The sequence below is a fragment of the Azoarcus sp. L1K30 genome, assembly GCF_018122735.1.
GTDB lineage: Bacteria > Pseudomonadota > Gammaproteobacteria > Burkholderiales > Rhodocyclaceae > Parazoarcus.
The window spans coordinates 3,380,069-3,406,364 of record NZ_JAGRRD010000001.1 but is presented as its reverse complement, the minus strand read 5'-3'; the positions used below and the strand labels follow the sequence as shown (position 1 = coordinate 3,406,364).

20 protein-coding genes are annotated in these 26,296 nt (G+C 64.0%); 10 read left to right on the top strand and 10 right to left on the bottom strand.

Translation table 11 applies throughout. From position 1 onward, the window contains the following. Positions 1-5: 5 nt before the first annotated feature. The 3 genes from gabD (at position 6) to J5J83_RS15640 (ending at position 3,802) form a co-directional block, all read left to right on the top strand. Complete coding sequence (gabD, locus tag J5J83_RS15650; RefSeq protein ID WP_212350711.1) at positions 6-1,466, top strand: NADP-dependent succinate-semialdehyde dehydrogenase; 1,461 nt, start codon at positions 6-8, stop codon at positions 1,464-1,466. Between the two features lie 36 nt (positions 1,467-1,502). Next, positions 1,503-2,813 carry a 4-aminobutyrate--2-oxoglutarate transaminase gene (gene gabT / locus J5J83_RS15645; RefSeq protein ID WP_212350709.1) on the top strand — a complete coding sequence of 437 codons (1,311 nt, stop codon included), beginning with the start codon at positions 1,503-1,505 and terminating at the stop codon, positions 2,811-2,813. Positions 2,814-3,031: 218 nt separating this feature from the next. Next, positions 3,032-3,802 (top strand): TerC family protein, encoded by a 771-nt coding sequence (locus J5J83_RS15640; protein ID WP_212350707.1) that lies wholly within the window; start codon positions 3,032-3,034, stop codon positions 3,800-3,802. Positions 3,803-3,816: 14 nt separating this feature from the next. On the opposite strand, the gene J5J83_RS15635 is transcribed toward J5J83_RS15640, so the two are convergent. From J5J83_RS15635 to J5J83_RS15620, 4 genes are read right to left on the bottom strand one after another with little or no spacing between them, the layout of a single operon-like run. Then, the gene (locus J5J83_RS15635) at positions 3,817-4,584 is read right to left on the bottom strand and encodes a 5-oxoprolinase subunit PxpA (RefSeq protein WP_212350705.1); all 768 of its coding nucleotides are present in this window, start codon (positions 4,582-4,584) and stop codon (positions 3,817-3,819) included. Between the two features lie 13 nt (positions 4,585-4,597). Then, entirely contained in the window at positions 4,598-5,656 is a 1,059-nt protein-coding gene (locus J5J83_RS15630) for a biotin-dependent carboxyltransferase family protein (protein ID WP_212350703.1), read from the bottom strand. After that, positions 5,653-6,417, bottom strand: coding sequence for a 5-oxoprolinase subunit PxpB (gene pxpB / locus J5J83_RS15625; protein WP_212350701.1), 765 nt, complete (start codon positions 6,415-6,417; stop codon positions 5,653-5,655). Before pxpB ends, J5J83_RS15630 begins: the two co-directional genes overlap by 4 nt. A gap of 19 nt (positions 6,418-6,436) precedes the next feature. After that, on the bottom strand, positions 6,437-6,976 hold the full coding sequence (locus J5J83_RS15620; RefSeq protein WP_212350699.1) for a winged helix DNA-binding protein: 540 nt from the start codon (positions 6,974-6,976) through the stop codon (positions 6,437-6,439). Positions 6,977-7,123: 147 nt separating this feature from the next. On the opposite strand from J5J83_RS15620, the gene J5J83_RS15615 reads away from it, so the two are divergent. Genes J5J83_RS15615 through J5J83_RS15605 form a run of 3 tightly spaced genes read left to right on the top strand, consistent with a single transcriptional unit; the run spans position 7,124 to position 9,995 of the window. Next, positions 7,124-8,113 (top strand): TRAP transporter substrate-binding protein, encoded by a 990-nt coding sequence (locus J5J83_RS15615; RefSeq protein WP_212350697.1) that lies wholly within the window; start codon positions 7,124-7,126, stop codon positions 8,111-8,113. Between the two features lie 54 nt (positions 8,114-8,167). Next, positions 8,168-8,686 carry a TRAP transporter small permease gene (locus J5J83_RS15610; RefSeq protein ID WP_212350695.1) on the top strand — a complete coding sequence of 173 codons (519 nt, stop codon included), beginning with the start codon at positions 8,168-8,170 and terminating at the stop codon, positions 8,684-8,686. Positions 8,687-8,696: 10 nt separating this feature from the next. Further along, the gene (locus J5J83_RS15605) at positions 8,697-9,995 is read left to right on the top strand and encodes a TRAP transporter large permease subunit (protein ID WP_212350693.1); all 1,299 of its coding nucleotides are present in this window, start codon (positions 8,697-8,699) and stop codon (positions 9,993-9,995) included. A 55-nt stretch (positions 9,996-10,050) separates the two neighbouring features. On the opposite strand, the gene J5J83_RS15600 is transcribed toward J5J83_RS15605, so the two are convergent. Together J5J83_RS15600 and J5J83_RS15595 are read right to left on the bottom strand one after the other, a co-directional pair. Further along, positions 10,051-10,521 (bottom strand): Dps family protein, encoded by a 471-nt coding sequence (locus J5J83_RS15600; protein WP_212350691.1) that lies wholly within the window; start codon positions 10,519-10,521, stop codon positions 10,051-10,053. A gap of 135 nt (positions 10,522-10,656) precedes the next feature. Then, entirely contained in the window at positions 10,657-11,610 is a 954-nt protein-coding gene (locus J5J83_RS15595) for a hydrogen peroxide-inducible genes activator (RefSeq protein WP_212350689.1), read from the bottom strand. Between the two features lie 140 nt (positions 11,611-11,750). Between J5J83_RS15595 and J5J83_RS15590 the strand changes: the two genes are divergently transcribed. The 3 genes from J5J83_RS15590 to J5J83_RS15580 all read left to right on the top strand — a co-directional run bounded on the left by J5J83_RS15590 (position 11,751) and on the right by J5J83_RS15580 (position 16,911). Beyond that, the gene (locus J5J83_RS15590; RefSeq protein WP_212350687.1) at positions 11,751-13,850 is read left to right on the top strand and encodes a TonB-dependent receptor; all 2,100 of its coding nucleotides are present in this window, start codon (positions 11,751-11,753) and stop codon (positions 13,848-13,850) included. Positions 13,851-13,980: 130 nt separating this feature from the next. Further along, complete coding sequence (locus J5J83_RS15585; RefSeq protein ID WP_212350685.1) at positions 13,981-15,426, top strand: DegQ family serine endoprotease; 1,446 nt, start codon at positions 13,981-13,983, stop codon at positions 15,424-15,426. A gap of 168 nt (positions 15,427-15,594) precedes the next feature. Then, positions 15,595-16,911, top strand: a complete 1,317-nt coding sequence (locus tag J5J83_RS15580) for a diguanylate cyclase (protein ID WP_212350683.1) — start codon at positions 15,595-15,597, stop codon at positions 16,909-16,911. On the opposite strand, the gene J5J83_RS15575 is transcribed toward J5J83_RS15580, so the two are convergent. Further along, entirely contained in the window at positions 16,894-18,516 is a 1,623-nt protein-coding gene (locus J5J83_RS15575; RefSeq protein ID WP_212353230.1) for a methyl-accepting chemotaxis protein, read from the bottom strand. The genes J5J83_RS15580 and J5J83_RS15575 overlap by 18 nt on opposite strands. 276 nt (positions 18,517-18,792) lie before the next feature. Here J5J83_RS15575 and J5J83_RS15570 point away from each other — a divergent pair, with 276 nt between their 5' ends. Next, positions 18,793-19,254: a cytochrome c gene (locus J5J83_RS15570; RefSeq protein ID WP_212350681.1), complete on the top strand. Its 462-nt coding sequence runs from the start codon at positions 18,793-18,795 to the stop codon at positions 19,252-19,254. Positions 19,255-19,302: 48 nt separating this feature from the next. On the opposite strand, the gene J5J83_RS15565 is transcribed toward J5J83_RS15570, so the two are convergent. The 3 genes from J5J83_RS15565 to J5J83_RS15555 all read right to left on the bottom strand — a co-directional run bounded on the left by J5J83_RS15565 (position 19,303) and on the right by J5J83_RS15555 (position 26,244). Further along, positions 19,303-20,001: a cytochrome b/b6 domain-containing protein gene (locus J5J83_RS15565; protein ID WP_212350680.1), complete on the bottom strand. Its 699-nt coding sequence runs from the start codon at positions 19,999-20,001 to the stop codon at positions 19,303-19,305. A 48-nt stretch (positions 20,002-20,049) separates the two neighbouring features. Then, entirely contained in the window at positions 20,050-25,659 is a 5,610-nt protein-coding gene (gene uvrA / locus J5J83_RS15560; RefSeq protein ID WP_212350677.1) for an excinuclease ABC subunit UvrA, read from the bottom strand. Positions 25,660-25,815: 156 nt separating this feature from the next. After that, the gene (locus tag J5J83_RS15555) at positions 25,816-26,244 is read right to left on the bottom strand and encodes a hypothetical protein (RefSeq protein WP_212350675.1); all 429 of its coding nucleotides are present in this window, start codon (positions 26,242-26,244) and stop codon (positions 25,816-25,818) included. Positions 26,245-26,296: the final 52 nt, after the last annotated feature.

Here is a 26,296-nt window from a genome sequence, read left to right as displayed (position 1 = left end):
ACACAATGACGCTCACACTCAAAGACCCCAGCCTGCTCCGTTCCAGCTGCTACATCGACGGCGAGTGGGTGGCCGCCGACACCGGCGCCACGATCACCGTCACCAACCCCGCCACCGGCGAGACCGTCGGCACCGTGCCCAAGATGGGCCAGGCCGAAACCCGCCGTGCCATCGAAGCCGCCAATGCGGCCTGGCCGGCGTGGCGCAGCCTCACCGCCGGCGCGCGCTCCAAGATCCTGCGTCGCTGGTTCGAGCTCATGCTCGAGCACCAGGACGACCTCGCCGTGCTGATGACCTCCGAGCAGGGCAAGTCGCTCACCGAGGCCAAGGGCGAGATCGGCTATGCCGCCTCCTTCATCGAATGGTTCGCCGAAGAAGGAAAGCGCATCTACGGTGATGTGATCCCGGCCCACCAGCCCGACAAGCGCATCGTCGTCACCAAGGAGCCGATCGGCGTGTGTGCCGCGATCACGCCGTGGAACTTCCCCTCCGCGATGATCACGCGCAAGGCCGGCCCCGCGCTCGCCGCCGGTTGCACCATGGTGCTCAAGCCCGCCAGCCAGACCCCGCTGTCCGCGCTGGCGCTGGCGGTGCTGGCCGAGCGTGCCGGCATCCCCAGGGGCGTATTCAGCGTGGTCACCGGTTCGGCCGGCGACATCGGCGGCGAACTCACCGCCAACCCCATCGTGCGCAAGCTCACCTTCACCGGCTCCACCGAGATCGGCGTCAAGCTGGCCGCGCAGTGTGCGCCCACGATCAAGAAGCTGTCGCTCGAACTCGGCGGCAATGCGCCTTTCATCGTCTTCGATGATGCCGATCTCGACGCCGCGGTCGAAGGTGCACTCGCCTCCAAGTACCGCAACAGCGGCCAGACCTGCGTGTGCGCCAACCGCCTGCTGGTTCAGGACGGCGTGTATGACGCCTTCGCCGAAAAGCTCGCCGCCGCGGTGGCCAAACTCAAGGTCGGCAACGGCCTCGAGGCAGGCACCACCCAGGGGCCGCTGATCGACATGAACGCGGTGGAAAAGGTCGAGGAACACATCGCCGACGCGCTGTCCAAGGGCGCCCGTCTGGTGACCGGCGGCAAGCGCCACGCGCTGGGCCAGACCTTCTTCGAGCCCACCATTCTGGCCGATGTCACGCCGGCGATGAAGGTGGCGAAGGAAGAGACCTTCGGTCCCGTCGCCCCGCTGTTCCGCTTCAAGGACGAGGCTGAAGCCATCCGCATGGCCAACGACACCGAATTCGGTCTGGCGGCCTATTTCTACGCCGCCGGCATGAACCGCGTGTGGCGCGTATCGGCCGCGCTCGAGTACGGCATCGTTGGCATCAACACCGGCATCATCTCTACCGAAGTCGCCCCCTTCGGCGGCGTGAAGTCGTCCGGACTCGGCCGCGAAGGCTCCAAGTACGGCATCGAGGACTACCTCGAAATCAAATACCTGTGCATGGGCGGCGTGCAATAAGCACCGTCGCCAATAAAATACCCTAGGAGAATCAGCATGAATGCAACCACGCATCCCGCAGGACAAACCAACAGCGACCTGATGGCGCGTCGCGCCGCGGCACTGCCGCGCGGTGTCGGCCAGGCTCACCCCCTGTTTGCATCCAAGGCCCTGAACGCCGAGATCTGGGACGTCGAAGGCCGCCGTTACATCGATTTCGTCGCCGGCATCGCCGTGGTCAACACCGGCCACTGCCATCCCAAGGTCATCGCTGCGGCGCAGGAGCAGATCCCGCACTTCAGCCACACCTGCTTCCAGGTGGTGGCCTATGACGGCTACCTGACCTTGGCCGAGCGCCTCAGCGCACTGGCGCCGGGCGATGCAGCGAAGAAGACCTTCTTCGTCAGCACCGGTGCGGAAGCCGTCGAGAACGCGGTCAAGATCGCCCGCGCCTTCACCGGTCGTCCTGGCGTGATCGCCTTCAACGGCGCCTTCCACGGCCGCACACTTTTGACGCTTGGCCTCACCGGCAAGATCGACCCCTACAAGCTGGGCGTCGGCCCCTTCCCGGCCGAGATCTACCACGCGCCCTATCCCTGCGAACTGCACGGCATCAGCGTGGATGACGCCATCCACGGCATCGAGCTGCTGTTCAAGAACGACATCGAGGCCAGGCGCGTCGCCGCCTTCATCGTCGAACCGGTTCAGGGCGAGGGCGGTTATTACCCCGCACCGGCCGAGTTCATGCAGCGCTTGCGCGCCCTGGCCGACAAGCACGGCATCCTGCTGATCGCCGACGAGATCCAGAGCGGCGTCGGACGTACCGGCAAGATGTTCGCGATGGAGCACAGCAAGGTCGTGCCCGATCTCATCACCATGGCCAAGGGTCTCGGTGGCGGCTTCCCGATCGCCGCGGTGGTCGGCCGTGCCGACATTATGGACTCGCTCAACCCCGGTGGCCTCGGCAGCACCTACGCCGGCGCGCCGATGGCCTGCGCCGCTGCGCTCGCGGTGCTCGACGTGGTCGAATCGGAGAACCTGTGCCAGCGCGCCACCGACATCGGCACCCACATGCAGGCCCGCCTGCGTGAGGTCGCGGCCAAGCACAAGAGCATCGGCGACGTACGCGGTCTGGGTGCGATGGTTGCGGTGGAGTTCTTCCACGACGGCGATCACGCCCGTCCGGCACCGGAACTGGTCAAGGCCATCATCGCCGAAGCCCTCAAGCGCGGCCTGCTGCTTCTGTCCTGCGGCAGCTACGGCAACGTGCTGCGCCTGATGGTACCGCTGACGATCGAGCAGAAGGTGCTCGAAGAAGGTCTCGACATCCTCGCCGCCTCCATCGAGGCAGTGGTCACTTCAGCCTGAAAGTCCGGCTGAAGCGGGATCCGACATCCCCCACGGCCGAGCCTTGCAGACAAAAGCCGCTTGCATCACAAGCGGCTTTTGTCGTCTACGGCCTCCAACAGTGCACTCGCGAAATGCTCGAAGCACACGAATGATCCGAATGCTGCTTCAACCTTCACCCACCCTCATGCGTTAATGGAACTCCGCATGCACACGCGTGCACCCTCACCGGCGCCAAGATGGAATTCCTGACCGACCCGCAGTTGCTGATCGCCTTCCTGACCCTCACCGTGCTCGAACTCGTGCTCGGTATCGACAACATCATTTTCATCTCCATCCTCGTGGACAAGCTGCCGCCGGAGAAGCGCGCCTTTGCCCGCCGCCTTGGGCTGTTTCTGGCCATGTTCATGCGCATCGGCCTGCTGATGCTCCTCGCCTGGCTGGCCGGCCTCACGACACCACTTTTCGAACTCTTCGACCACGGCGTATCCGGACGCGACCTGATCCTGATCAGCGGAGGTCTGTTCCTGGTGTGGAAGAGCACCGCCGAAATCCACCAGCTGCTCGAAGGCGAGGAGGGCGAGACCTCGTCCGCGGTCAAGGCCACCTTCACCGCCGTCATCCTGCAAATCATCGTCATCGACATGGTGTTCTCGCTCGACTCCATCATCACCGCGATCGGCATGGTCAATAACCTGCCGGTGATGATTGCCGCGGTGGTGGCGTCCGTGGCATTGATGATGGTGGCGTCGGCACCGATCGGCGAATTCGTGTCCACCCATCCGACGGTGAAGATGCTGGCCTTGTCCTTCCTGATGGTGGTCGGCGTGGTGCTGATTGCCGAGGGCTTCGGCCACCATGTGCCCAAGGGCTACATCTACTTCGCGATGGCATTCTCGGTGCTGGTGGAAATGCTCAATATCCGGCTGCGCAAGAACGCCGCGAAGCCGGTCGAGCTGCGTGAGCCCTACAGTACCGAAACGTCGGCAACGGCAGAGAACAAGGCCTGAACCTCGCGCATTGCTCAACGACAGGCGGCGGGCAGTGCAACCACTGCCCGCCCACTGGCTTCAAGAGCTGCGCGCAAGCGGCGCGCGTTGTCCACCGCGCCCGGCGTATCACCGTGCACACAGATGCTGTGCATGACCGCCGGCAAGACCCTGCCGCTTTGCGACACCACGCCACCCGCGTCGAGCATCCGCAACACATGGGCGACGAGCTGATCGTGATCGTGGATGACCGCACCAGGCTGGCCGCGCGGGGCCAGCATGCCGGCGTCGGTGTAGGCACGGTCGGCGAAAATCTCCCCCGCGACCCGCAAGCCGGCGCGCTCTCCCGCCTTGTAGAGTTCGGACAGGACGGGCGCGAGCAGGATCAGCTCGGGGTCGATCGCACGCACGGCGCGTGCCACGGCCTCGGCCAGCGTCGCATCTTCGCAGGCCTGGTTATTGAGCGCGCCATGGGGTTTGACATGGCTCACGCGGCCGCCCTCTGCAGCGGCCATCCCGGCAAGCGCGCCCACCTGATAGATCACCATGGCCTCGAGTTCGGCGGCCGCCATCTGCATCGGCCGCCGGCCGAATCCCTGCAGATCCGGGTAGGACGGATGGGCGCCGAGGCTGACACCGGCGGCAATTGCGGTGCGTACCGTGTTGCGCATCACCAGTGGATCACCCGCGTGAAAACCGCAGGCGATGTTGGCCGAACGCACCACCTGCAGCAGGGCTTCGTCCTCGCCCATCTTCCACGCCCCGAAGGATTCGCCGAGGTCTGCATTGAGGTTGATCTTCATGTCTGGCTCCTGCTCATTCGTTTGCCGCACCCAGGGTGCGGTAATCCGGCGACAGCGCATGGACCACGCCGCTCACCAGGTTGGCGGAATACAGCGCCGCCTCGTCGATGCCGGCAGCGGGCACACGCACGATGCCGGCAATCAGGGCACGGGTCTCGGCCTCGGTTGCACGGGCAATGCGCTCGCCATCGGCCGCGCCGACTGCGGCAAATCGTATCGTCTGCCCCGGACGACATGCCGCAAGCCGCGGGATGTCGCTGCAAATGACGGTGGCGATTTTCGGGTACCCCCCCGCGGTCTGCGCATCGGCGAGCAACACGATGGGCTGACCATTGCCCGGTACCTGGATCGAGCCCGGCACCGTCGCATCGGAGATGATTTCACGCGTACCGAGGTGCTCGAGCGCCGGACCTTCGAGCCGAACCCCCATGCGGTCGGCCTCCGCCGTGACGCGATAGTCGCTGCCGAAAAAGGTGTCGAGTGCCGCCTGCGCGAAATGATCGGCCTGCGGCCCCGGCACGACACGCACCGGCGCCTGAGATGCATCGGGCGGTCGCGGCAAGGCAAGTTCCGCCCCGGCGCGCGCCGGGGGGGCGGGCAGATGCATGCCGGCACGAAGTGCCCCGCCGTCTACCCCGCCAAGCGCCGCACGCGCATAGGTCGATGCGCTCCCCATCACCTGCGACAATGCCATCCCCTGCACCGCCACCATGGCAATGCGGCCGCCATCCATGCGCCGGATGCGCAGGATGTCGCCATCGGCAAGCGACACCGAGCGCCACGCAGGCACGGCACTTCGCTCACCTGCATGTTCCAACTCCAGGCGTGCGTCGCCCGCCACCGCCACGCGCAGGGTGGCGCCGCGTGCGGCAAGCTGCAGGCCTCCGTCGAAGCATTCGATGACCGGCGCATCGGCGGCATTACCGACCAGTGCGTTGGCAATGCGCATGAGTCGAGGGTCGATGACACCGGCCCACGGTACGCCGATACGCCTGAAGCCCCTGCGCCCTGCATCCTGAATGGATGCATAGGCGCCAGGGGAAACAATCTCGAGGTTTGCCCCGGCTGTCACTGCGCCCCCCCTCCGTCATTCGCCGCTGCGGTGGCAAGCCATTGCTGCGGGTCGAGTTCGCCCGCCGTCGCGGCGTCGAGCAGACGTCGATATTCGGTCATCGACACTGGCTCGAAACGCACACTGTCACCTGCCGCCAGCAGCGAAGGTGACGGACATGCCGCATCGAACAAGGGCACCGGACAACGTCCCAGCAAGTGCCAGCCTCCAGGACTCTCCCACGGGTAGATCGCGGTGAGGCCATTGGCGACAGCCACACTGCCCGCAGGCACCCGCAGGCGCGGTTCGGCCCGGCGCGGCAGGCGCAGCGCTTCGGGCACATCACCCATGAACGGAAAGCCAGGCAGGAAACCGAGCATATAGACCACATAGTCGCGACCGGCATGCAATGCCACCACATCGTCGGTGGCGATCCCGAGCGCTGCCGCCGTTTGGCCCAGGTCGGGCGCCAGCTCGCCTTCATAACAAACCGGCAGGCGCCAGTGTCGCCCAAGGTCGCCAGCACTGGCGGCCGTATCCGCCAGAAAGGGCGCCAGCTCGACGAGCAGGGCCTCGCGCCCGGTTTGCAGCGGATCGAAGAAAACCGTCAACGAGCGAAAAGTCGGCATGGTCTCGATCAGGCCGGGCAGGCCGCCCCCGGCTTGCAGTCGGGCAATACCCGTGTCGAGTGCGTTGACCCGCGCCAGCAGCGCCGGATCGATGGCGTCGCCGAATTCAACGGTGAAGGCCGCGTCTCCGGCATCCAGTATGCGCATGCTCATGAACGTGCTCCCCGACCGCTTACAGACCCGAGGTCGACGCCGCGCGGGCCGCCTGATCGTAGCGCCCCGAAAGCGTGCGCATCAGACGCGCAAGATCCCCGATCTGGGCATTGTCTTCAATGCTGCCGGTGAAGCCGGGCATCAGACAGGACTCGCGCACGTCGCGATAGCGTAGGCATACCTCGCGTCCCGCCTCGGTCACGGCGAAGAACGCCTCCTTGCCCTGTTTCTTGCTTTGCACCAGACCAAGGCCCGCGAGCTTGCGCAAAGAGTAGGACACCACGTGGGTGTCTTCCACATTGAGGACGAAGCAGATATCGGCCAGCCGTTTCTCGCTGTCGCGGTGGGCAACGTGGTGGAGCACGAGGACGTCGATCGGGGTCATGTCCTTCACCCCGGCGGCGGTCATGCACCGCGTCATCCAGCGTGCAAACGCATGCCAGGCGATGATCATGCCGAACTCGAATTCCGACAGTTCGGGCGACTTGGGCGACACCAGATGGTGCGAGGAAACGATCCGACCACCGTCCTGACTGGGTTCGCCGCGCTTGATGGACATTTTTTACTCACATTTCGTTTACGATTTCTTGACAATTTATAGATAAAAATCCAATCTTTCAACAACGCCAACTCCGATTGATCCGATCAGGCGTTTGCTTCGCCCCACAAATCCGTTTCTATTGCATCCTTACCGGAGACATTCAAGATGAACGTGAAGCACCGAATCCTCAGAACACTGGTTGGCTCGCTTGCCGCACTCGGATTGAGCGCCGCGGCGCATGCCCAGACGGCCTGGGACATGCCCACGCCCTATCCGGTCGGGAACTTCCATACCGAGAACATCCAGCAGTTTGCGAACGACGTGGCCCAGGCCAGCGGCGGTAAGCTCAAGATCACCGTGCATCCCAACGGCTCGCTGTACAAGTCGAACGAGATCAAGCGCGCGGTGCAGGGTGGCCAGGCACAGATCGGTGAGGTGCTGCTGTCCAGCCTCGCCAACGAGGATCAGCTGTACGCGCTTGATACCGTGCCCTTCCTCGCCACCAGCTACGCGGAATCGCAGAAGCTGTGGAAAGTTTCACACGATGCGGTCGAGGCCCGCCTGGCCAAGAACGGCCTGAAGCTGCTCTACGCCGTGCCGTGGCCACCACAGGGCATCTATTCCAAGACGGCGCTGACCTCGATGGCCGACCTCAAGGGTCTGAAGATCCGCTCTTACAGTCCGACCGTCGCCCGCATGATCGAGCTGATGTCGGCACAACCGGTCACCGTGCAGGCGGCCGACCTTACCCAGGCACTGTCCACCGGCGTGGTGTCGGCCAACATCACCTCGTCGTCCACCGGCTACGACAGCAAGAGCTGGGAGCAGCTCGACTACTACTTCGATGTCCAGGCCTGGCTGCCGAAGAACATCGTGTTCGTGTCACAGAAAGCCTTCGATGCGCTCGATCCGACAAGCAAGCAGGCGGTGCTCAAGGCCGCGGCCGCCGCCGAAACCCGGGGCTGGAAGCTGTCCGAGGAGAAGACTGCCTGGTATGTCGAGCAGCTGAAGAAAAACGGCATGAAAGTGCTGCCGGCGTCCGACGTGCTGCGCGCCGACCTGCTGAAAGTGGGCGACAAAATGACTGCCGAATGGCTGGAGAAGACCGGGGCCGACGGACAGAAGATCCTCGACGCCTACCGCAAGACCAAGTAAGCCCCGTACGACATGGCCCGCTCAGCCGGGCCGTTTTTTTGCCCGGAGTCTGCCATGCGCACACTGCTCGATTCACTCTACCGCCTGTCCGGGGCGCTCGCCGCCGTCGGCATGGTCGCCACCCTGCTCATGGTGTCGGCCGGCATCGTCAGCCGCCCGCTCGGCATCTACCTCAGCGGCACCGACGATTACGCGGGTTATTGCATGGCGGCCTGTGGCTTTCTCGCCCTCGCCTACACCTTCAAGCACGGCGAGCATATCCGCGTCAGCCTGCTCATCGAGCGCGTCGGCCCGCGTCTGCGCCGGGCGATGGAATGGTTCTCGCTCGCTGCGGCAAGCGCGATTGCCATCATGCTCGCCTGGTACGCGGTGCGTCTCGTTTGGCAGTCGCACGAATTCGAGGATATCTCGCAAGGCATCGATGCCACGCCGCTGTGGATTCCGCAATTGTCCATGGCCATCGGCAGCGTGGTGCTGGTGATCGCGCTGCTCGACGACCTCATCGTCACCACGCTCGGTCACGAACCCAGGCGTCTGGCCGGTGCCGGCGGCGAAGCCGTGCGCATGGAATAAGGACGACACCATGGATCTGACCATTGCGGCACTACTCATCGGCCTGATGCTGGTCCTCCTCGCCAGTGGCGTGTGGATCGGCCTCGCGCTGATGGCCATCGGCATTCTCGGCATGCTCGGCTTTACCCCGCGCCCGCCCGGCGACGGTATGGCGGTCGCGATCTGGGGCGCCGGATCGAGCTGGACCCTCACCGCCCTGCCGCTCTTTCTGTGGATGGGCGAGATCCTGTTCCGCACCAAGTTGTCGGAAGACATGTTCAAGGGTCTGTCACCCTGGCTGGAACGCCTGCCGGGGCGCCTGCTCCACACCAACATCATCGGCTGCACGCTGTTTGCAGCGGTATCCGGATCGTCGGCGGCCACCTGTGCCACCATCGGCAAGATCTCGCTGCCAGAACTGAGCCGTCGCGGCTACCCGGAATCGATGATCCTCGGCACGCTGGCGGGTGCTGGCACGCTGGGCCTGCTGATTCCACCCTCGATCATCATGATCGTCTATGGCGTGTCGGCCGACGTCTCCATTTCCAAGCTCTTCGTCGGCGGCGTGCTACCCGGCATCCTGCTCGCCTCGCTGTTCATGGGCTGGGTGGTGTTGTGGTCTCTGCTGAACGGCGAGCGCATCCCACCCGCCGACCTCAAGACCAGCTTCGTCGAGAAGGTCATTGCATCGCGCAACCTGATCCCGGTCGTCCTCCTCATCGGCGGTGTGCTGGGCTCGATCTACAGCGGCATCGCCACCGCCACCGAGGCCGCCGCGATCGGCGTAGTCGGCAGCCTGATCATTGCCGCCAGCCAGAAGTCGCTCAGCCGGCAGAGTTTCATAGCCGCACTGATGGGGGCGACGCGACTGTACTGCATGATCGCGCTGATCCTGGGCGGATCCGCCTTCCTCACCCTCGCGATGGGCTACATGGGCCTACCGCGCCATCTTGCCGAGTGGATCGGCTCACTCGGCCTGAGTCCGGGCATGCTGTTGCTGGCACTCGCGGTGTTCTACATCCTGCTCGGCTGCTTTCTCGACGGCATCTCCATCGTCGTGCTGACCATGGCGGTGCTGCTGCCCACCATTCAGACTGCCGGAATCGACCCGCTGTGGTTCGGCATCTTCGTCGTCGTCGTGGTCGAGATGGCACAAGTCACCCCGCCCGTGGGGTTCAACCTCTTCGTGCTGCAAGGCCTGACCGGCCGCCAGATCACCACCATCGCACTTTATGCCTTGCCCTACTTCCTGCTGATGGCACTGGCCGTGGTACTGCTCTATGTCTTCCCCGGCCTGGTCACCTGGCTGCCGGGTAAGATGATCGGCTGACGCAGAACAGAAGACAGGCCCGGTCGGCCTGTCTTCCCTGCCGCTATCGGAACACTCAGCTCTCGAGCAGGCTGCGCAGCATCCAGGCATTCTTCTCGTGAATCTGCATGCGCTGGGTCAGCAGGTCCAGCGTCGGCTCATCACTCACCTTGTCGGCCAGCGGGGCCACACTGCGTGCGGTCTTGACCACGGCTTCCTGCCCCTTGACCAGGGCTCGAATCATTTCTTCCGCACTGGGCACGCCCTCGGGCTCGCTCATGCTGGTGAGCTTCTGGAATTCGCGATAGGTGCCCGGAGCAGGAAAACCCAGTGCGCGGATGCGCTCCGCAATCAGGTCCACCGCCAGCGCCAGTTCGGTGTACTGCGCCTCGAACATCAGGTGCAGGGTATTGAACATGGGCCCGGTCACGTTCCAGTGAAAGTTGTGCGTCGTCAGATACAGGGTGTAGCTGTCCGCCAGCAACCGCGACAGACCCTCGGCGATTTTCGCCCGTTCCTTCTTGTTGATGCCGATATCGATTTCCATGTCATGACTCCTCTTCGGACAGTGCTTCGTTCCGGCCGCAAGGCGACCGCCACATCCCGATGCTAGGCCAAACCGTGGGGCCCATCCAATTGAGTACGCGTATCCGTCATATCGACCGGGACTATGCCCGGTATGTCAGGCCTGCACCCGTGAGCCGATATCGAATGACGGCAGGCTCCCAACCGGACGCACGCCCGGCAGGTTGCTGTCGAAAATCGCGGTGCGCAGGATGTCGATCGCACCATTGCGCGGATAGGTGACCCGCCAGGCCAATGCCACCCGGCGCGACGGCTCGGGGTGCGCGAAGGGGCGCACCGCGACCATCGGATTGTGTGCATCGAGCCCATCGGCAGCGGAGCTGGGCAACACGGTAACGCCCAGCCCGGTCGCCACCATGTAACGGATGGTCTCCAGCGAGCTCCCCTCGAGCGTGCGCTGCAGACCACCAACATTGCGGCAGTGGGGACAAACTTCGAGCACCTGGTCGCGGAAGCAGTTGCCCGCACCCAGCAACAACAGTTGGTCGTCGGCGAGATGCTCGGCGTCGATCTCGGTCTCTGCCGTCCACGGATGGGACGCAGGCAGCAGCACCCGGAAGGGTTCGTCGTAAACGGGCTGGGTGACGATGCCGGCCTCTTCGAGCGGCAGGCTGATGACAATCACGTCGAGCTCACCGCGCTTGAGGGCATCGACCAGACGCGTGGTGTAGTTCTCCTGGATGATCAGCGGCATGCGCGGCGCCATCTGGTGCACCCGCGGAATCAGCCGCGGCAGCAGATAGGGCCCGATGGTGTAGATCACCCCCAGGCGCAGCGCGCCAGCCAGTGGATCCTTGCCCGCAGCCGCAATCTCGTTGATCTGGCTGGCCTCGACGAGGACCTTTTCGGCCTGTGCAACGATACGGCGGCCGGTTTCGGTAATCTTCACTTCGGAGGCACTGCGTTCGAAAAGCTGGATGCCGAGTTCTTCTTCGACCTTCTTGATCGCCACCGACAAGGTCGGTTGCGACACATGACATTTTTCGGCTGCGCGTCCGAAATGACGCTCGTGGGCAAGGGCAACAAGATAGCGAAGATCGGTCAGGGTCATGGTTTCCGGCCGGTGTCGGGCGCATCCGCCGGGCCGCTCGCCCCCGCGACGAGAGACACGCTGCGTCGCCGGCAAAGATGCATGGACTGTCGAATGAACAATATATAATTTCGCATACGACAGAAAAGAAAACACTCAGGATGAAGAATCAGCGCTTCACCCGTCTTGCTGCAGCATGCCTGCTCGCGACGCCGGCTGCAACCGCGTCGGCATCGGGCAATGGAAGCGAAGATCTTTTCTTCGAGCCGCTGCCTGTCGTCCTCACCGTCTCGCGTTTGCCGCAACCCGTAAGGGATACCCCGGGTGCAATATCGGTCATCGATGACGAAACCATTGCGGCGACGGGATACCGCGATATCGCCCGATTGCTCAGGCTCGTGCCGGGCATGCAGGTGGCACAGGAGCGCAGCAACGAGCATTGGGTGAGCTACCACGGCCTGGGTTCGGACTATCCCAATCAGATGCAGGTGCTCGTCGATGGGCGTTCGGTGTATTCACCCTATTTCTTTGGTGGTGCAGACTGGGGCGCACTCGGGGTCAATCCGGAAGATGTCGAACGCATCGAGATCGTACGTGGCTCCGACTCCGCGGCCTATGGATCGAATGCCTTTCTCGGTGTCGTCAACATCATTACCCGTCATACGGCCACCGAGACCGGCAGTACGGTCCGTGCGACGCTGGGGAATTCGGGCATTGCCGATGTCGGCGTGCGCGCGGTCACCCACCTGGGGCCGCTGGGTCTGCGGATCAGCGCATCCCACCTGCAGGACGATGGCTCGGACAGGCTCAATGACGGACGCCGCATCGAAACGCTCAATCTGCGTGGCGACCTGCGCGTGGGCAATGATGACGAACTCACGCTGAAGGCCGGTATCAGCGACGGTCGGCGGGGCACCGGCTATGAAGGGGTGCTCTTCAACGGCAGTGCCCCCAGCAGCGCCTATCACCAGAACAGCCATCTCCAGGCACGCTGGCAGCATACCCCGTCCGCCGATGAAGAATGGTCCCTGTCCTGGTACCGCAACCGCGAAAGCGCGCGAAATGAGTGGATTGTCGATTCGCATCGCAATCTCGACGCGCTGGGCGCCATTCCCGAGCTGCGTGATGCCCTGCTGGCAGCACCGGGCATCGCGATCCCGGTCGACCTCAACCGGGACAGCCTGCGCGACAATCTCGAATTCCAGCATCGGGTGCGCTCCTCGGCCCGGCTGCAGACCGTCTGGGGGCTCGAATGGCGGCGCGACGAACTGATATCCAGACAGCTTTTCGATGACGATCGCAAGCACAGCCAGCAGGAATGGCGCCTGTTCGGCAACGCCGAGTGGCGCATGGCGCCACGGTGGCTGTGGAACCTGGGCACCATGGTCGAGCACATCGAGAACGACAAGCTTCGCCTCGCGCCGCGGATTTTCCTGAATTGGCAGCCGGATCCGGCCACCACCGCACGGGCAGGTTATTCGCGCGCCTGGCGGCAGCCGTCCCTGTTCGAACGTGAGGCCGACACCCGCGTCGTCGATCCGCACTACGGCCTGATCCAGATTCGCCACCAGGGCAATCCCGACCTGAAGCCGCAGCGCATCGATGCATTCGAGCTCGGGCTGTTGCAGCAATTGCCGCAGATACAGGGAAACCTCGACGTACGGGTGTTTCGCGAGCACATTCACGACTACATCGTGCGCGAGTCCCTGGCCCCGATGCTGACCCCTGCCGACAATGTGTTTCCCGACCCCAACCTGTTCCAACGCATCCTGGGTGGCACGCGCTGGGCAAACAGCGAAGGGACTGTCCGGCTCAACGGCATCGAGTATCAGTTGCGCCTGAAGCCATGGAAGGATGGCCAGCTCGTCTTCAACCATACGATGATCCAGGCACGAGCGCAGCAGCCCGAAATCCAAGCCACGGTCGCACCCTATACGGCAAGTCTGACCTGGTTGCAGGAATATGGTCCGTGGCAATCCACGATCAGCCTCATCCGCATGGGTCCAACCGAAGTCGGCTCCGGCTATGCGGGCTCGCAGCGCTTCGAGGTCGACGCCTACAACACGCTCGATCTTTCTGTCAGCCGCAGACTCGTGATCGGATCGCAGCGGGTCGAGATCCGTCTGAGTGGCATCAACCTGCTCGGCAGCCACCAGGAAATGGTGCACAGGCCCGTCGAGCAATTGCCCCAGTATCGCGGCAGCAAGGCCGCCAATCCCGTCGAACCGCAGGTTTACTTCAGCGTCATCTCGCACTTCTAGCATCGATGCGCCGACTTGATTGGCGCGAAATGACCCCCATATCGGTGCAACGGACCATCGCACGCGGGAACACCGCGCGTGCGCTCGCGTCCACTGTCTGTCCATTGCCTTCCACTACACAGGAATGCCCATGAGAAACAGTCTCGTCGCCAGCACGCTGGCCCTTGCACTTGCCGCCCTCTTGCCTCAGGGGACGCTGCTCGCCCCCGCCGAGGCGGCCCCGGCGGCAGCCAGCGTCGGCACCAACCGCTTCGGCCTGCCCGATTTCGGTGATCTGGTCGAACAGGTCGGTCCAGCCGTCGTCAACATCAGCGTAGTCGAACAGCAAGTTGCCAGTACCGACAATCCTTTCGCCAACGATCCCTTCTACGACTTTCTTCGCCGCTTCGGCGTACCGATGCCGGACATGCCCGGACAGCCTGGCGGTCGAGGCGAACCGCGCATCAGTCGCGGCATCGGATCGGGCTTCATCGTCAGTAACGATGGATACGTGCTGACCAACGCCCATGTCGTCGGCGAGGGCGGGGCCGAGGTCACCGTGCGCCTGATCGACAAGCGCGAATTCAAGGCCAAGGTCGTCGGCACCGACAAGCGCACCGACGTCGCCGTACTCAAGATCGACGCCAGCAACCTGCCGGTGGTCCGTATCGGTGACGCGGACCGTGCCCGCGTCGGCGAATGGGTCGTCGCCATGGGTTCGCCATTCGGATTCGACAACACCGTGACCGCAGGCATCATTTCAGCCAAGGCACGACGTCTGCCGGATGAAAACTACGTTCCCTTCATACAGACCGACGTCGCCATCAATCCGGGCAACTCGGGCGGCCCCCTGTTCAATCTCGATGGCGAGGTGGTGGGCATCAATTCACAGATCTATTCCCGCTCCGGTGGCTTCATGGGCATTTCGTTCGCCATCCCGATCGATGTCGCAATGAAGGTCAAGGATCAGCTGGTGAAACACGGCCGGGTGCAGCGCGGTCGCCTCGGCATCGCCATCCAGGGCGTGGACAAGGACCTGGCACAGTCCTTCGGCCTGCCCGACGCCCGCGGCGCCCTGATCGCCAGTGTCGAACCGGGCAGTGCGGCCGACAAGGCCAGCCTCAAACCGGGCGACGTCATCCTTGGCGTCGACGGCAATCGCGTCGGCGACTCGGCCGATCTGCCTCGGATCATCGGCGACCTGCGGCCCGGCACACGGATCAAACTGGACGTCTGGCGTGACGGCAAGAACCGCGAAATCGCAGCCGTGCTTGACGAACTCAATCCTGAGGCCGGCAGCGCGAGCGGTCCTGGGCGCAGCGAGAGTGCCGGCGGCAAGCTCGGCCTCAATGCACGCCCGCTCACTGCACAGGAAGCAGCTCAGGTCGGCGTCAGCGGCGGACTCGTGGTCGAGAGCGCCGGCGGACCCGCCGCACGGGCGGGTGTACAGCGCGGTGACATCATCCTCGCACTCAATAACCAGCCGGTGACCACGATCGAACAGTTCCGCCAGTACCTTGATCGCGCCGGGAAGCGTTTCGCACTGCTGATACAGCGTGGCGATGCGCGCATTTTCGTCCCGGTCCGGCTGGAGTAGGGTCGCGTGATTGCGCCGCCGGCGATCATCGGTCATCGCCGGCACACTTTCACCTGCCACGGCGCTGGGGACGCCTGAACACGGAATCGAGTATGCGATTGTCACCATCCGGCACACTGTGCGTTTATCATCCGGTGGAACGGGATCCAGCACCCTGCTCACTCATCAATGCCATTCGCACAGACCGACCCTGACGTCACCCTCGCAACGCTGGAAGCGATATTCAATGCGCTTCCCGACAGCGTGTTCCTGATAGACCCCGACAGCTCGGGCATCGTCTATTGCAATCGCGCCGCATGGGAAGGACTGGGATACACCGCCGCCAGCGATCTTCTCGACCACTCCGTCCTCACCCTGCAGAAGGATGTGCTCGGACCTGCGCAATGGGAGAGCATCGCTGCAGAGATCCGGCGACGGGCACCTTATGTATTCATCGGTTCCCATCGCCACCGACGCGGTGGCGAAGTCCCGGTCGAGGTGCATACCAGCTGTCTCGATCTGCGCGGCAGGGCGTACTTCCTGTCCGTCGCCCGCGACATCACCCGACGCACCCGGCTGGAGAGCGAACTGATCGCGCGCGACGCCCAATTGCGCTTCGCGCTCAACGAAGCCAGTGACGGCCTGTGGGATTGGGATATCGCCAGCAATGTGGTCTTCTTCAGCCCCCAGCTCAAGCGCATGCTCGGATATGGACCGGAAGAACTCGCACCCGCACTTTCAAGCTGGACGGACAACATTCACCCCGACGACAGCGCTTTGGTGCGCCGGGTGCTGGACGATCATCTCGCGGGCGACCGCGAACGCTACGATGTCGAATATCGCCTGAGAAACCGCAACGGTCATTTCCTGTGGGTGCATGATCGCGGAAAAATATCCGATCGTGACCAGGACGGCCGGCCGGTGCGCATGGTCGGCATGGTGCAGAACATCAGCGATCGCAAGAATCTCGAACAACGCCTGCAGAAACTGGCCTCACACGACAGTCTCACCGGCCTGTTGAACCGGCGCGAAGCCGAAATCGTGCTCGATTCACAAATCAGCCTTTGCCAGCGCCTGAAACTCCCGCTTGGCGTATGCCTGTTCGACCTGGACAACTTCAAGCAGGTCAACGACATGTATGGACATCTGTGCGGAGACAGGGTGCTTGCCGGCGTGGCAGAGTTGTTCGGCACGCATGTGCGCCGCTCGGATCATCTGTGCCGCTGGGGCGGCGAAGAGTTCATGCTGATCTGCGTGGATACGACCATCGAACAACTGCAGCAACGGGTCGAAACCCTGCGCGAGTTGCTTGCCGCACATCCATGGCCGGATCTGGAACAACTCGACCGGGTCACGGCGAGCTTCGGCATTGCCACCTTTCCCGAGCATGGCGGAGACGCCCGGGAACTGTTCATTGCCATCGACGAAGCGCTCTACCGCGCCAAGGCGGCAGGACGAAACCGGGTTGAACGGCCCATGACGGACCGCTCAGACCCTGAATCGTGACACCGACTCCTGCAGACTGGAGGCCAGCTGCTCCATCTCACGCGCGGCCCCCAGGGTGTGTTCGATAGCCTTGTTGTTGTCGCGCGCCATATCGGCAATGGCATCGATGCTGCCCGTCACCGATTCGCTCGCGCGCCGCTGATCATCCGTTGCAGCGGCGATGCGATCGAGACCTTCACCGACATCGCTCACAGACGCATTCGCCGCCACCAGCACGCCCGACACCACATCGGCCGCATGCCGGCTGGATTCCAGATGGGTCATGCCACGCGCGATCGAATCCTGTACGGAAGCCGATTGCTGGGTGATCTCTTGGGTAATGGTGTCGATTTCGCCCGCCGAGCGCGCGGATTTCTCGGCCAGTTTGCGCACTTCATCGGCCACCACTGCAAAACCCCGGCCTTGCTCGCCGGCGCGGGCCGCTTCGATCGCCGCATTGAGTGCCAGCAGGTTGGTCTGCTCGGCAATCTCGCGCACTTCCTGGGTCATCGCGGTAATCGCCCGGGTAGATTCGACGAAGGCCCCGACGGACTTCGCCATATGCTGAACGGCATCTTCGACCTGGGCGACTTCCCCGATCAACTGCCCGAGGCTGTGCTGCCCTTCCTGAGAGCGCGCCAGACTGTCGCGCGAACGCTCGCGCACCGCCTCGGTGCTATCGGCAATGTGCAGAATCTTGGCATTGAGTTCATCGACGGACTCGGCCGCAGCCACCGAACTGCTGTTCTGCCGGTGCGAACCCTCGGCCAGTTTCGACGCACCACCCACCAGGTTTCGTGCCGACACCGTGACCGCTTCGGCAGACGTCCCCACCTGACGCACCAGATCGGCGATGGTGACGAGCATGCGATTGAAGGTCTCGGCCGTGCGCCCGATCTCGTCCTGGCCCGGCGCATCCAGACGCCGTGTCAGATCGCCGCCGCCCTGTGCGATCTCGGCCAGGCTGTCGGTCATGTGCGCCAGCGGACGGGTGACGAAGCGACGGATGAAGAGAAAGATGAACGCCGCCAGCGGCAAGGATGCGAGAAAGGCGAAGAGAATGCTGGTGTTGCGAAACTCGGTCACGGCGGCATTCACCTTGTCGAGCGAAATTCGCATGCTCACCGCACCCAGGGTCGTGCCGACATCAACCTGATGGCACAGGGTGCAGTCCTTGCCCAGGTAGTTCTTCGATGCGGCTGACGGAATCACCACCCGCAGATGTTCGCCGTATTGTGCATCCGAGACCACTTCGATGACTGCGGGTCCACCGGCCATCACCTTCTTTTCGACGTCGTCCAGCATCTGCTCCGAGGCCGTCCCCGGACCGTAGACCTTGCTGACCGCATCACCGCGGATCACCTTCAGGTCGCTTACGGAGGACAGCTCCTTGATCTGGTCGAGAAACACATCGCGCTGGGCCACGGTACCGGTAATCATCATGCCGGTCAGGCCGGCCATGGTCATTTCATTGACTGTACTGGCAAAATCGCGTGCCTGAGCGATCGCCGTGTCACGATTCACGCGGGTCTCCCACACGATCATGCTGCCCCATGCGATCACCAGCATCAGCCAGATCGCACCGGTAAGACGTACCCAAATCGGCGTATCGGCTAATCGGCGCATGATGTTCTCCTTGTTATTGACCCGCAGTACGGGTTCCATTTCGTTGTCCATAACGTCATCGGCTACTGCGTCCTAAAGCTTTAGGCCAATTTGCGGGCAATCCCCGCATACCACACACACGCATCCACACATGTCTTGCATTGTCATCCGTTATGAATATCATGGCGTACTGATGAAGACGGCCAACCGGCCATTGAACCAATATCCGCTACCGCATGTCGCAGCACCGGGCCCCACACCGGGGACAACTCATCATCCGTCCGAGAGGAAAACACAATGAAGAAATCCGTCGCCCGCATCGCACTCGCCATTGTCGCACTGTCTTTGGCCAGCGCGGCATCCGCCCAGGTCAAGCCCGAGGACCAGATCAAGTTCCGCAAGGCCGGCTATGGTTTCATGAGCTGGAATATGGGCAAGATCAAGACCAATCTAGAAGGCACGTATGATGCGGCCCAGGTCACCGCCGCCGCCAACGCCATCGCCGGTATCGCCAATTCAGGCATGGGCGCGCTCTATGGCCCGGGCACCGACAAGGCTGTGGGCAACCAGAAAACCCGTGTCAAACCGGAACTGTTCCAGAACATGCAGGAAGTCGGCAAGCTTGCCGGCGACTTCAACAGTGCTGCCAACAACCTGGCCAAGGTGGCCGCCAGCGGCGATGCGGCTGCGGTGAAGACTGCCTTCGGCGACCTCGGCAAGACCTGCAAGGCCTGTCACGACAAGTTCCGCGAAGAGTAAGCCCGAACTGCACCCCACAAAAAAGCCGCATGACTGCGGCTTTTCTTCTTACCACGCCGGTGCGGCCTGGGCCGGCGGTGGAGGCGGGGGCGAATCCAGCAGCCCCCCGGTCGCGACCCACACCGTGGCGACAGAAACGCACAACGCCACCACGAAAGACACCAGCCCGCCGCCTTGTGCCGGCCGCGGCACGGGTTCTGAAAACGCCTTGACGCCGGTGATCATCGGCTTCACCAGATCGTCCTTCTTCACGTGAACATAGTAGAGGATCGCCAGCACATGCAGGCCGACCAGGCCGCCGATCACCCAGATGTTCAGGCGATGCAGGCTGCTCATCCAGTCGCTCGTGCTCTTGCTCACCAGCGCATAAAGCGGCCCTTCGAACGCGATGTCGTCGTTCGATACCAGACCACTTGCCACCTGGAAGATCATCACTGCCAGCAATCCCAGTGCCGACAACGCCCCCAGCGGGTTGTGGCCGGCATCGCGCCACTGGCCGCGCAGATAGGCGGCGATACGGCCCGGCCCCGGCACGAAGTGCGCGAAGCGCGCATAGGTCGACCCGACGATGCCCCACACCAGCCGGAACGCCAGCAGTCCCGCAATGGCCACACCCAGACGGCCATGCCACACGATCAGATTGCCCCCGATCAGGCCGCTGACAAACACCGCCAGCGTCAGCAACACCAGGGACCAATGAAAGACCCGCAACGGCAGATCCCACACCCGCACTTGCTTCTTGCTCATATATCCATCCAGACTTCAGGTGTATTTTTCATGCCTGCACTGACCGCATCAGGCCGGATTCGGTTCCGCAACGCGGCTCCGCGCCGCAACAAAGGCCACCAGATGTTGACCGGTGTGTGACGCCGGATTGGCCATCGCCACCTCGGGCGGCCCTTCCGCCACCACCTGGCCGCCACCGTCGCCGCCCTCCGGTCCGAGGTCGATCAACCAGTCCGCTTCGGCCATCACGTCGAGGTCGTGCTCGATTACGAGCACGGTGTGGCCGGCGTCTGTCAGCCGGTGCAGGACGTGGATCAGCTTGTCGACATCGGCCATGTGCAAACCCACCGTCGGCTCGTCGAGCACGTACAGGGTGTGGCGATCCGCGGGCAAGGGCACGCCACCGCTCGAGGCGGCGTCGCCCGGGCGGCTGCGCACCTTGGACAGTTCCGTCACCAGCTTGATGCGCTGCGCCTCGCCACCCGACAGCGTCGGGCTGGGCTGGCCCAGCGTCAGGTAGCCGAGACCGACATCCTGCAGCAACTGCAGCGGGTGAGCGATTGACGGATGGGCCGCAAAGAAGCCCACCGCCTCATCCACCGGCATCGCCAGCACCTCGGCCACCGTTTTCTCACGCCAGCGCACCGACAGGGTTTCGGGGTTGAAGCGGGCACCACCGCACGCTTCACAAGGCGTCTTGACGTCAGGCAGGAAATTCATCTCCACGGTGGTCTGCCCGGCACCATCGCAGACCGGGCAGCGCCCGGCGCCGGTGTTGAAGGAAAAGCGCGACGCATTCCAGCCCCGCGTGCGTGCATCAAACGTATCGGCAAAAAGCTTGCGGATCGCATCCCAGAAGCCGACGTAGGTCGCCGGGCAGGAGCGCGGCGTCTTGCCGATCGGGGTCTGATCCACCTCCAGCACGCGCCCGACCTGTTGCCAGCCGACCAGGCTGCGACAGCCGACCAGCGCCTGGTCTACCGTTTCCGGCTGCGCCTGGCCGCGACGGCGGGCGCGCGTCGACTCGGGATCGCCGAGGCGGGCGCGCAGATTGGCATGGATCACGTCGCGCGCCAAAGACGACTTGCCCGAACCCGACACCCCGGTCACCACCGTCAGCCTTGCCAGCGGAATGCCCACATCGACATGCTTCAGATTGTGCAGACTCGCGCCGCCGATGCGAATCGCCGGATGGTCTTTCGACACCACGCGCCGTGGGCGCATCGGATGCTGCAAGGGCTGGCGAAAGCAGGCCCCGGTGGCCGACTCGGGTGCTGCCAGCAGGGCCGCCATGTTGCCTTCGGCCACCACCAGACCACCGCGTACCCCCGCGCCGGGACCAAGATCGATGACATGGTCCGCGCGGCGGATGGTGTCCTCGTCATGCTCGACCACCAGCAGCGTGTTGCCGCGGTCGCGCAAGGCTTCCAGCGTATCGAGCAGCAGGCGGTTGTCGCGCGGGTGCAGGCCGATGGTGGGCTCGTCGAGGATGTAGCACACCCCGCGCAGGTTGGACCCAAGCTGGGCCGCCAGCCGGATGCGCTGCGCCTCGCCGCCAGAGAGCGTGGGCGCCGCACGATCGAGCGCGAGGTAGCCCAGACCAACGTGCTTGAGAAAATCGAGGCGGCCACGAATCTCGCTCACCAGGTCACGGGCGATGTCGGTCTCGCGATCTGTCAGCGCCAGTTCGCCGAAGAAATCCGCCATTTTATTCACCGGCAACCTGGCCAGCTGGTGCAGGCCACGATCGCGGAACCGCACCGCACGCGCCACCGCATTGAGCCGCGCGCCGTCGCAGGCCGGGCAGGGCTCGTCACTGCTGACGCTGTCCTCATCGCCCAGATCGAGCGCGTCGGGGTCTTCGACCCGTGCCGCCGTCTTCAAGCCGGTACCGTAACACTTGGGACACCAGCCATGCTTGGCGTTGTAGGAGAACAGGCGCGGATCGGGCTCCGGAAAACCGGTGCCGCAACTCGGGCAGGCGCGCAGCGTGGAGAAGGTCACCGGCGTCGCCCCCACGGTCCCCAGCGCCAGCACCTTGAGCACGCCCTTTCCATGTTCCAGCGCCGCACTGACGAACTCCCGCAGCGTCGTCTCGTGCGCAGGCTGCACCACCACCATGCCCAGCGGCAACTCGATGGTGTGCTCCTTGTAGCGGTCCAGCCGCGGCCACTTGGAGGTGGGCAGATACTCGCCATCCACCCGCAGCTGCGCATGGCCCTTGCCCCGCGCCCACTTGGCCAGATTGGTGTACAGCCCCTTGCGGTTGGTCACCAGTGGTGCCAGCACTTCGACCGACAGGCCGCGCATCTCGCGCTGGATCTGGGCGACGATGGCCTCGAAGCTCTGCGGCGTCACCGGCACCTGGCAGTCCGGGCAGTACTGGGTGCCGAGCTTGACGTACATCAGGCGCAGGAAGGGGTGAATCTCGGTCAGTGTCGCCACCGTGCTCTTGCGCCCGCCCCGGCTGGTGCGCTGCTCGATCGCCACCGTCGGTGGAATGCCGAACACCCCATCCACATCGGGCCGGCTCGAAGGCTGCACGAACTGACGCGCGTAGGCATTGAGCGATTCGAGGTAGCGGCGCTGGCCCTCGCCGAACACGATGTCGAAAGCGAGCGTCGACTTGCCCGAACCCGACAGGCCGGTGACTACGGTAAAGCGGTCGCGCGGAATCGACACGCTGATGTTCTTCAGGTTGTGTTCGCGCGCATGATGAATCTCGATCGCCGGCGCCGTCAGCGCACGGTAGGCCGCCGGGGCCTCGGCCACCTTGCGCGGCGCCGCTCGCGTCCGCGCCAGTGCTTCGGCGTACTCGCGCAAGGCCAGGCCGGTGTGAGACGCCGGATGGGCCTGCACCTGTGCCGGGCTGCCTTCCACCACGATCTCGCCACCGCCCTCGCCACCTTCGGGGCCAAGGTCGATGATCCAGTCGGCCGCGGCGATGACGTCGAGGTTGTGCTCGATGACGATCAGCGAATTGCCCGCCTCGAGCAGCTTGTTGAAGGCACCGAGCAGCGTGGCCACATCTTCGAAATGCAGACCGGTGGTCGGCTCGTCAAACAGGAAGAGCAGACCGGGCGCCGCCTCTTCCGCCTTATCCACGGATTTGCCAACAGATTTATCCACAGCCTTGGACGCGCGGCTGCCCTTCTTCTGTGCCGCCGTGGCCAGATGACCGGCCAGTTTCAGACGCTGCGCCTCACCCCCCGACAGCGTCGGCACCGGCTGCCCCAGGCGCAAATAGTCGAGCCCCACATCGGCGAGCGGCGCCAGCGCGGCCAGCACCTTGGGTTGATCGGCGAAGAAGCCCAGCGCCTCGCGCACCGTCATCTCCAGCACGTCGGCCACCGAATGCGCGCGCCATTGCAGTTCGAGCACCTCGGGCCGATAGCGCTTGCCATCGCAATCCGGGCAGCGCAGCCACACATCGGACAGAAACTGCATCTCCACATGCTCGAAACCCGAGCCGGTGCAGGTTGGACAGCGCCCATGACCGGCGTTGAAGCTGAAGGTACCGGGCGAATAACCGCGCTGCTTCGCCTCGGGCAGCGCCGCGAACAGGTTGCGGATCGGGTCCCAGGCACCGACGTAGCTCACCGGATTGGAGCGCGAACTCTTGCCGATCGCCGACTGGTCGACCATCACCACACCACGCAGGCCGTCCACACCTTGCAGCGCGTCGAACGCACCCGGTGTATCGACCGCCTCGCCGAAATGCTTGGCCAGCGCGGGATACAGCACATCCTGGATCAGGCTCGACTTGCCCGAGCCGGACACCCCGGTGAGACAGGTCATGCGCTGCAAGGGGAAAGACACGTCGATTCCGCGCAGGTTGTGCTCGCGCGCACCGACCAGGGTCAGCCGTGGCGTGCCGGCATCCACCGGGCGCAGCGGACGCTCGACATCGATGCGCTTGCGCCCGGCCAGCCACGGTCCGGTCACCGAATCCGGGTTGGCGGTGATCTCGGCCGGCGTGCCGCGCGCCACGATATTGCCGCCGCGCTCGCCCGGACCGGGGCCGATCTCCAGCAACTCGTCGGCCGCCACCATCACCTGCGGATCGTGCTCGACCACCACCAGCGTATTGCCGGCATCGCGCAAGCGCGTCATCACCCCCAGGATGCGGCCGATATCGCGCGGATGCAGGCCGATGGAGGGCTCGTCGAGAACGAACAGCGTGTTCACCAGTGAGGTGCCGAGCGCCGTGGTCAGGTTGATGCGCTGAACCTCGCCGCCGGACAGCGTCCGCGACTGACGGTCCAGCGTCAGGTAGCCCAGCCCGACATCGGCAAGATAGGTCAGCCGACTGCGGATCTCGCCCAGCACCAGCGTGGTGGCTTCGTCGGCCACGCCGGGCAGCTCGAGCGCCGCAATGGCTTCGCGGATGCGATCGACCGGCAACGCCATCAGCTGCTGGATCGCCAGCCCGTCGTCGCCCACCGGCAGCCGCCACAACAGGGCATCGGGCTTGAGCCGCGCCCCGTGGCAGGCGGGGCAGAGCGTGTAGCTGCGATAGCGCGACAGCAATACCCGGATGTGCATCTTGTAGGCCTTGGTTTCCAGCCAGGCGAAGAAATGGCGCACGCCATACCAGTAGCGCGGCCACGAACTGTCCCAGTTCTTCCACTTGGCGTCGCCTTCGAGCACCCACTGCCGGTGCTCGGGCGGCAGGTCGCGGAAAGGCACGTCCATCGCCACGCCGGCCTTCTTCGCCATCTTGGCCAGATCCTGCTGGCATTCACGATAGCTTTCGGTCTGCCACGGCTTGATCGCGCCTTCGGCCAGCGTTTTCGACTCGTCCGGAATCACCAGGCCGAAATCCACCCCGATGACGCGACCAAAGCCGCGACAGGTCTCGCACGCGCCGATCGGCGAGTTGAAGGAGAACAGCCCCGGCGTCGGGTCGCTGTAATGGATGTCGCAATCGGCGCAGTGCAGTCCCTGCGAATAGCGCCACTCCGCTTCCTCCCCCTCCAGCGCGGCAAAGACCCGCAATCGGCCCTGCCCCAGCCGCAGTGCCGCTTCCAGCGCTTCCGCCAGCCGCGCCGGCTCGGCCGAGGAATAACGGAAACGGTCCTGCACGACCTGCAGCACGTCATGCTCGACACCCGCTTCGCGCCGATGAATGCGGGTATAACCCTGCGCGTTGAGCAGGGCGGCAATCTCCTCATCGCGATAGCGCGTGGGCACCGTCAGCGGAAAACAGATCACCAGCCGCGGATCCCCCGCCGCCTGCGCCCGGCGTCCAAGGTCGGCGCCGATGCTGTCGGCCGAATCGCGCTTCACCGGCTTGCCGCAGCAACGACAATGCAGGTGCGCGGCGCGCGCGTAGAGCAGCTTGAAGTGATCCGCCAGCTCGGTCATCGTCCCCACCGTCGACCGGGAGGTGCGTACCTGGCTGGTCTGGTCGATCGCAATCGCCGGCGGCACCCCCTCGATACGGTCGACCTGCGGCTTGTCCATGCGGTCCAGAAACTGCCGCGCATAGGGGGAGAAAGTCTCCACGTAGCGCCGCTGCCCCTCGGCATACAGGGTGTCGAACACCAGCGAGGACTTGCCCGAACCGGACACCCCGGTCACCACCGTGAGGCGATTGAGCGCGAGATCGAGCGAGAGATTGCGGAGATTGTTCTGACGCGCACCGCGGATACGGATGCTGTCTTTCGAGTCGGGCATGGGACGCTACAGGAAGGCAGGGAGGTGCCTATTGTAGGGTGGGAAGCAGTAACCGCGACGGAAGAAAAACCATCCGCCCGACCAATCCATGCACTTCAGCTCTGGTGCCCAAGCTATTCACGCGGTCAAACGGGAATAGCGCACTTCCGAACAGGATTACTTCGGTGACTGGGTCACTTCTTCCGGCTTGTCTTCGCCCTTGTTGCGCACAGCGTCCACCACGTCCTTGCCCGCATCCTTGATCTTCATTGCGGCTTCACGGGTGGCATCGGCAATACGGCGGGCGGCGTTTTCGGCCGCTTCCTTGGCGTCGATCGCGCTTTCCCCGGCGGATTGGGCCATCTCCTCCGCCTTCTCGCTTCCCTCGTCGATCTTTTCACCGGCCGTATCGGTGGCCGCTTCGAGCGCGGCCTTGCCGGCTTCGCCCGCTTTCACAGCGGCCTCACCTGCCTTCTGGACTGCTTCCTTGGCTGCAGACATCGCTTCGCTTGCCGACTGTTGAGCCTTTTCCGCCGGTGTCTTCTCGCTGCAGCCGGACAGAAGCAGCACACTTGCAGTGGTCATTGCGACCAGCACGGTTTTCATCTTTGTGTTCTCTTGCTTTTGGGCAAAATCAAGTTTGCGCCGTCCGACAGAA

Coding starts and splice junctions, on each gene's coding strand:
- J5J83_RS15590 (WP_212350687.1), top strand. CDS start 11,751: ATGAAGAATCAGCGCTTCACCCGTCTTGCTGCAGCATGCCTGCTCGCG.
- J5J83_RS15595 (WP_212350689.1), bottom strand. CDS start 11,610: ATGACCCTGACCGATCTTCGCTATCTTGTTGCCCTTGCCCACGAGCGT.
- J5J83_RS15620 (WP_212350699.1), bottom strand. CDS start 6,976: ATGTCCATCAAGCGCGGCGAACCCAGTCAGGACGGTGGTCGGATCGTT.
- pxpB (WP_212350701.1), bottom strand. CDS start 6,417: ATGAGCATGCGCATACTGGATGCCGGAGACGCGGCCTTCACCGTTGAA.
- J5J83_RS15580 (WP_212350683.1), top strand. CDS start 15,595: ATGCCATTCGCACAGACCGACCCTGACGTCACCCTCGCAACGCTGGAA.
- J5J83_RS15635 (WP_212350705.1), bottom strand. CDS start 4,584: ATGAAGATCAACCTCAATGCAGACCTCGGCGAATCCTTCGGGGCGTGG.
- J5J83_RS15605 (WP_212350693.1), top strand. CDS start 8,697: ATGGATCTGACCATTGCGGCACTACTCATCGGCCTGATGCTGGTCCTC.
- J5J83_RS15600 (WP_212350691.1), bottom strand. CDS start 10,521: ATGGAAATCGATATCGGCATCAACAAGAAGGAACGGGCGAAAATCGCC.
- J5J83_RS15570 (WP_212350681.1), top strand. CDS start 18,793: ATGAAGAAATCCGTCGCCCGCATCGCACTCGCCATTGTCGCACTGTCT.
- gabD (WP_212350711.1), top strand. CDS start 6: ATGACGCTCACACTCAAAGACCCCAGCCTGCTCCGTTCCAGCTGCTAC.
- J5J83_RS15575 (WP_212353230.1), bottom strand. CDS start 18,516: ATGCGCCGATTAGCCGATACGCCGATTTGGGTACGTCTTACCGGTGCG.
- J5J83_RS15565 (WP_212350680.1), bottom strand. CDS start 20,001: ATGAGCAAGAAGCAAGTGCGGGTGTGGGATCTGCCGTTGCGGGTCTTT.
- J5J83_RS15615 (WP_212350697.1), top strand. CDS start 7,124: ATGAACGTGAAGCACCGAATCCTCAGAACACTGGTTGGCTCGCTTGCC.
- gabT (WP_212350709.1), top strand. CDS start 1,503: ATGAATGCAACCACGCATCCCGCAGGACAAACCAACAGCGACCTGATG.
- uvrA (WP_212350677.1), bottom strand. CDS start 25,659: ATGCCCGACTCGAAAGACAGCATCCGTATCCGCGGTGCGCGTCAGAAC.
- J5J83_RS15555 (WP_212350675.1), bottom strand. CDS start 26,244: ATGAAAACCGTGCTGGTCGCAATGACCACTGCAAGTGTGCTGCTTCTG.
- J5J83_RS15610 (WP_212350695.1), top strand. CDS start 8,168: ATGCGCACACTGCTCGATTCACTCTACCGCCTGTCCGGGGCGCTCGCC.
- J5J83_RS15585 (WP_212350685.1), top strand. CDS start 13,981: ATGAGAAACAGTCTCGTCGCCAGCACGCTGGCCCTTGCACTTGCCGCC.
- J5J83_RS15640 (WP_212350707.1), top strand. CDS start 3,032: ATGGAATTCCTGACCGACCCGCAGTTGCTGATCGCCTTCCTGACCCTC.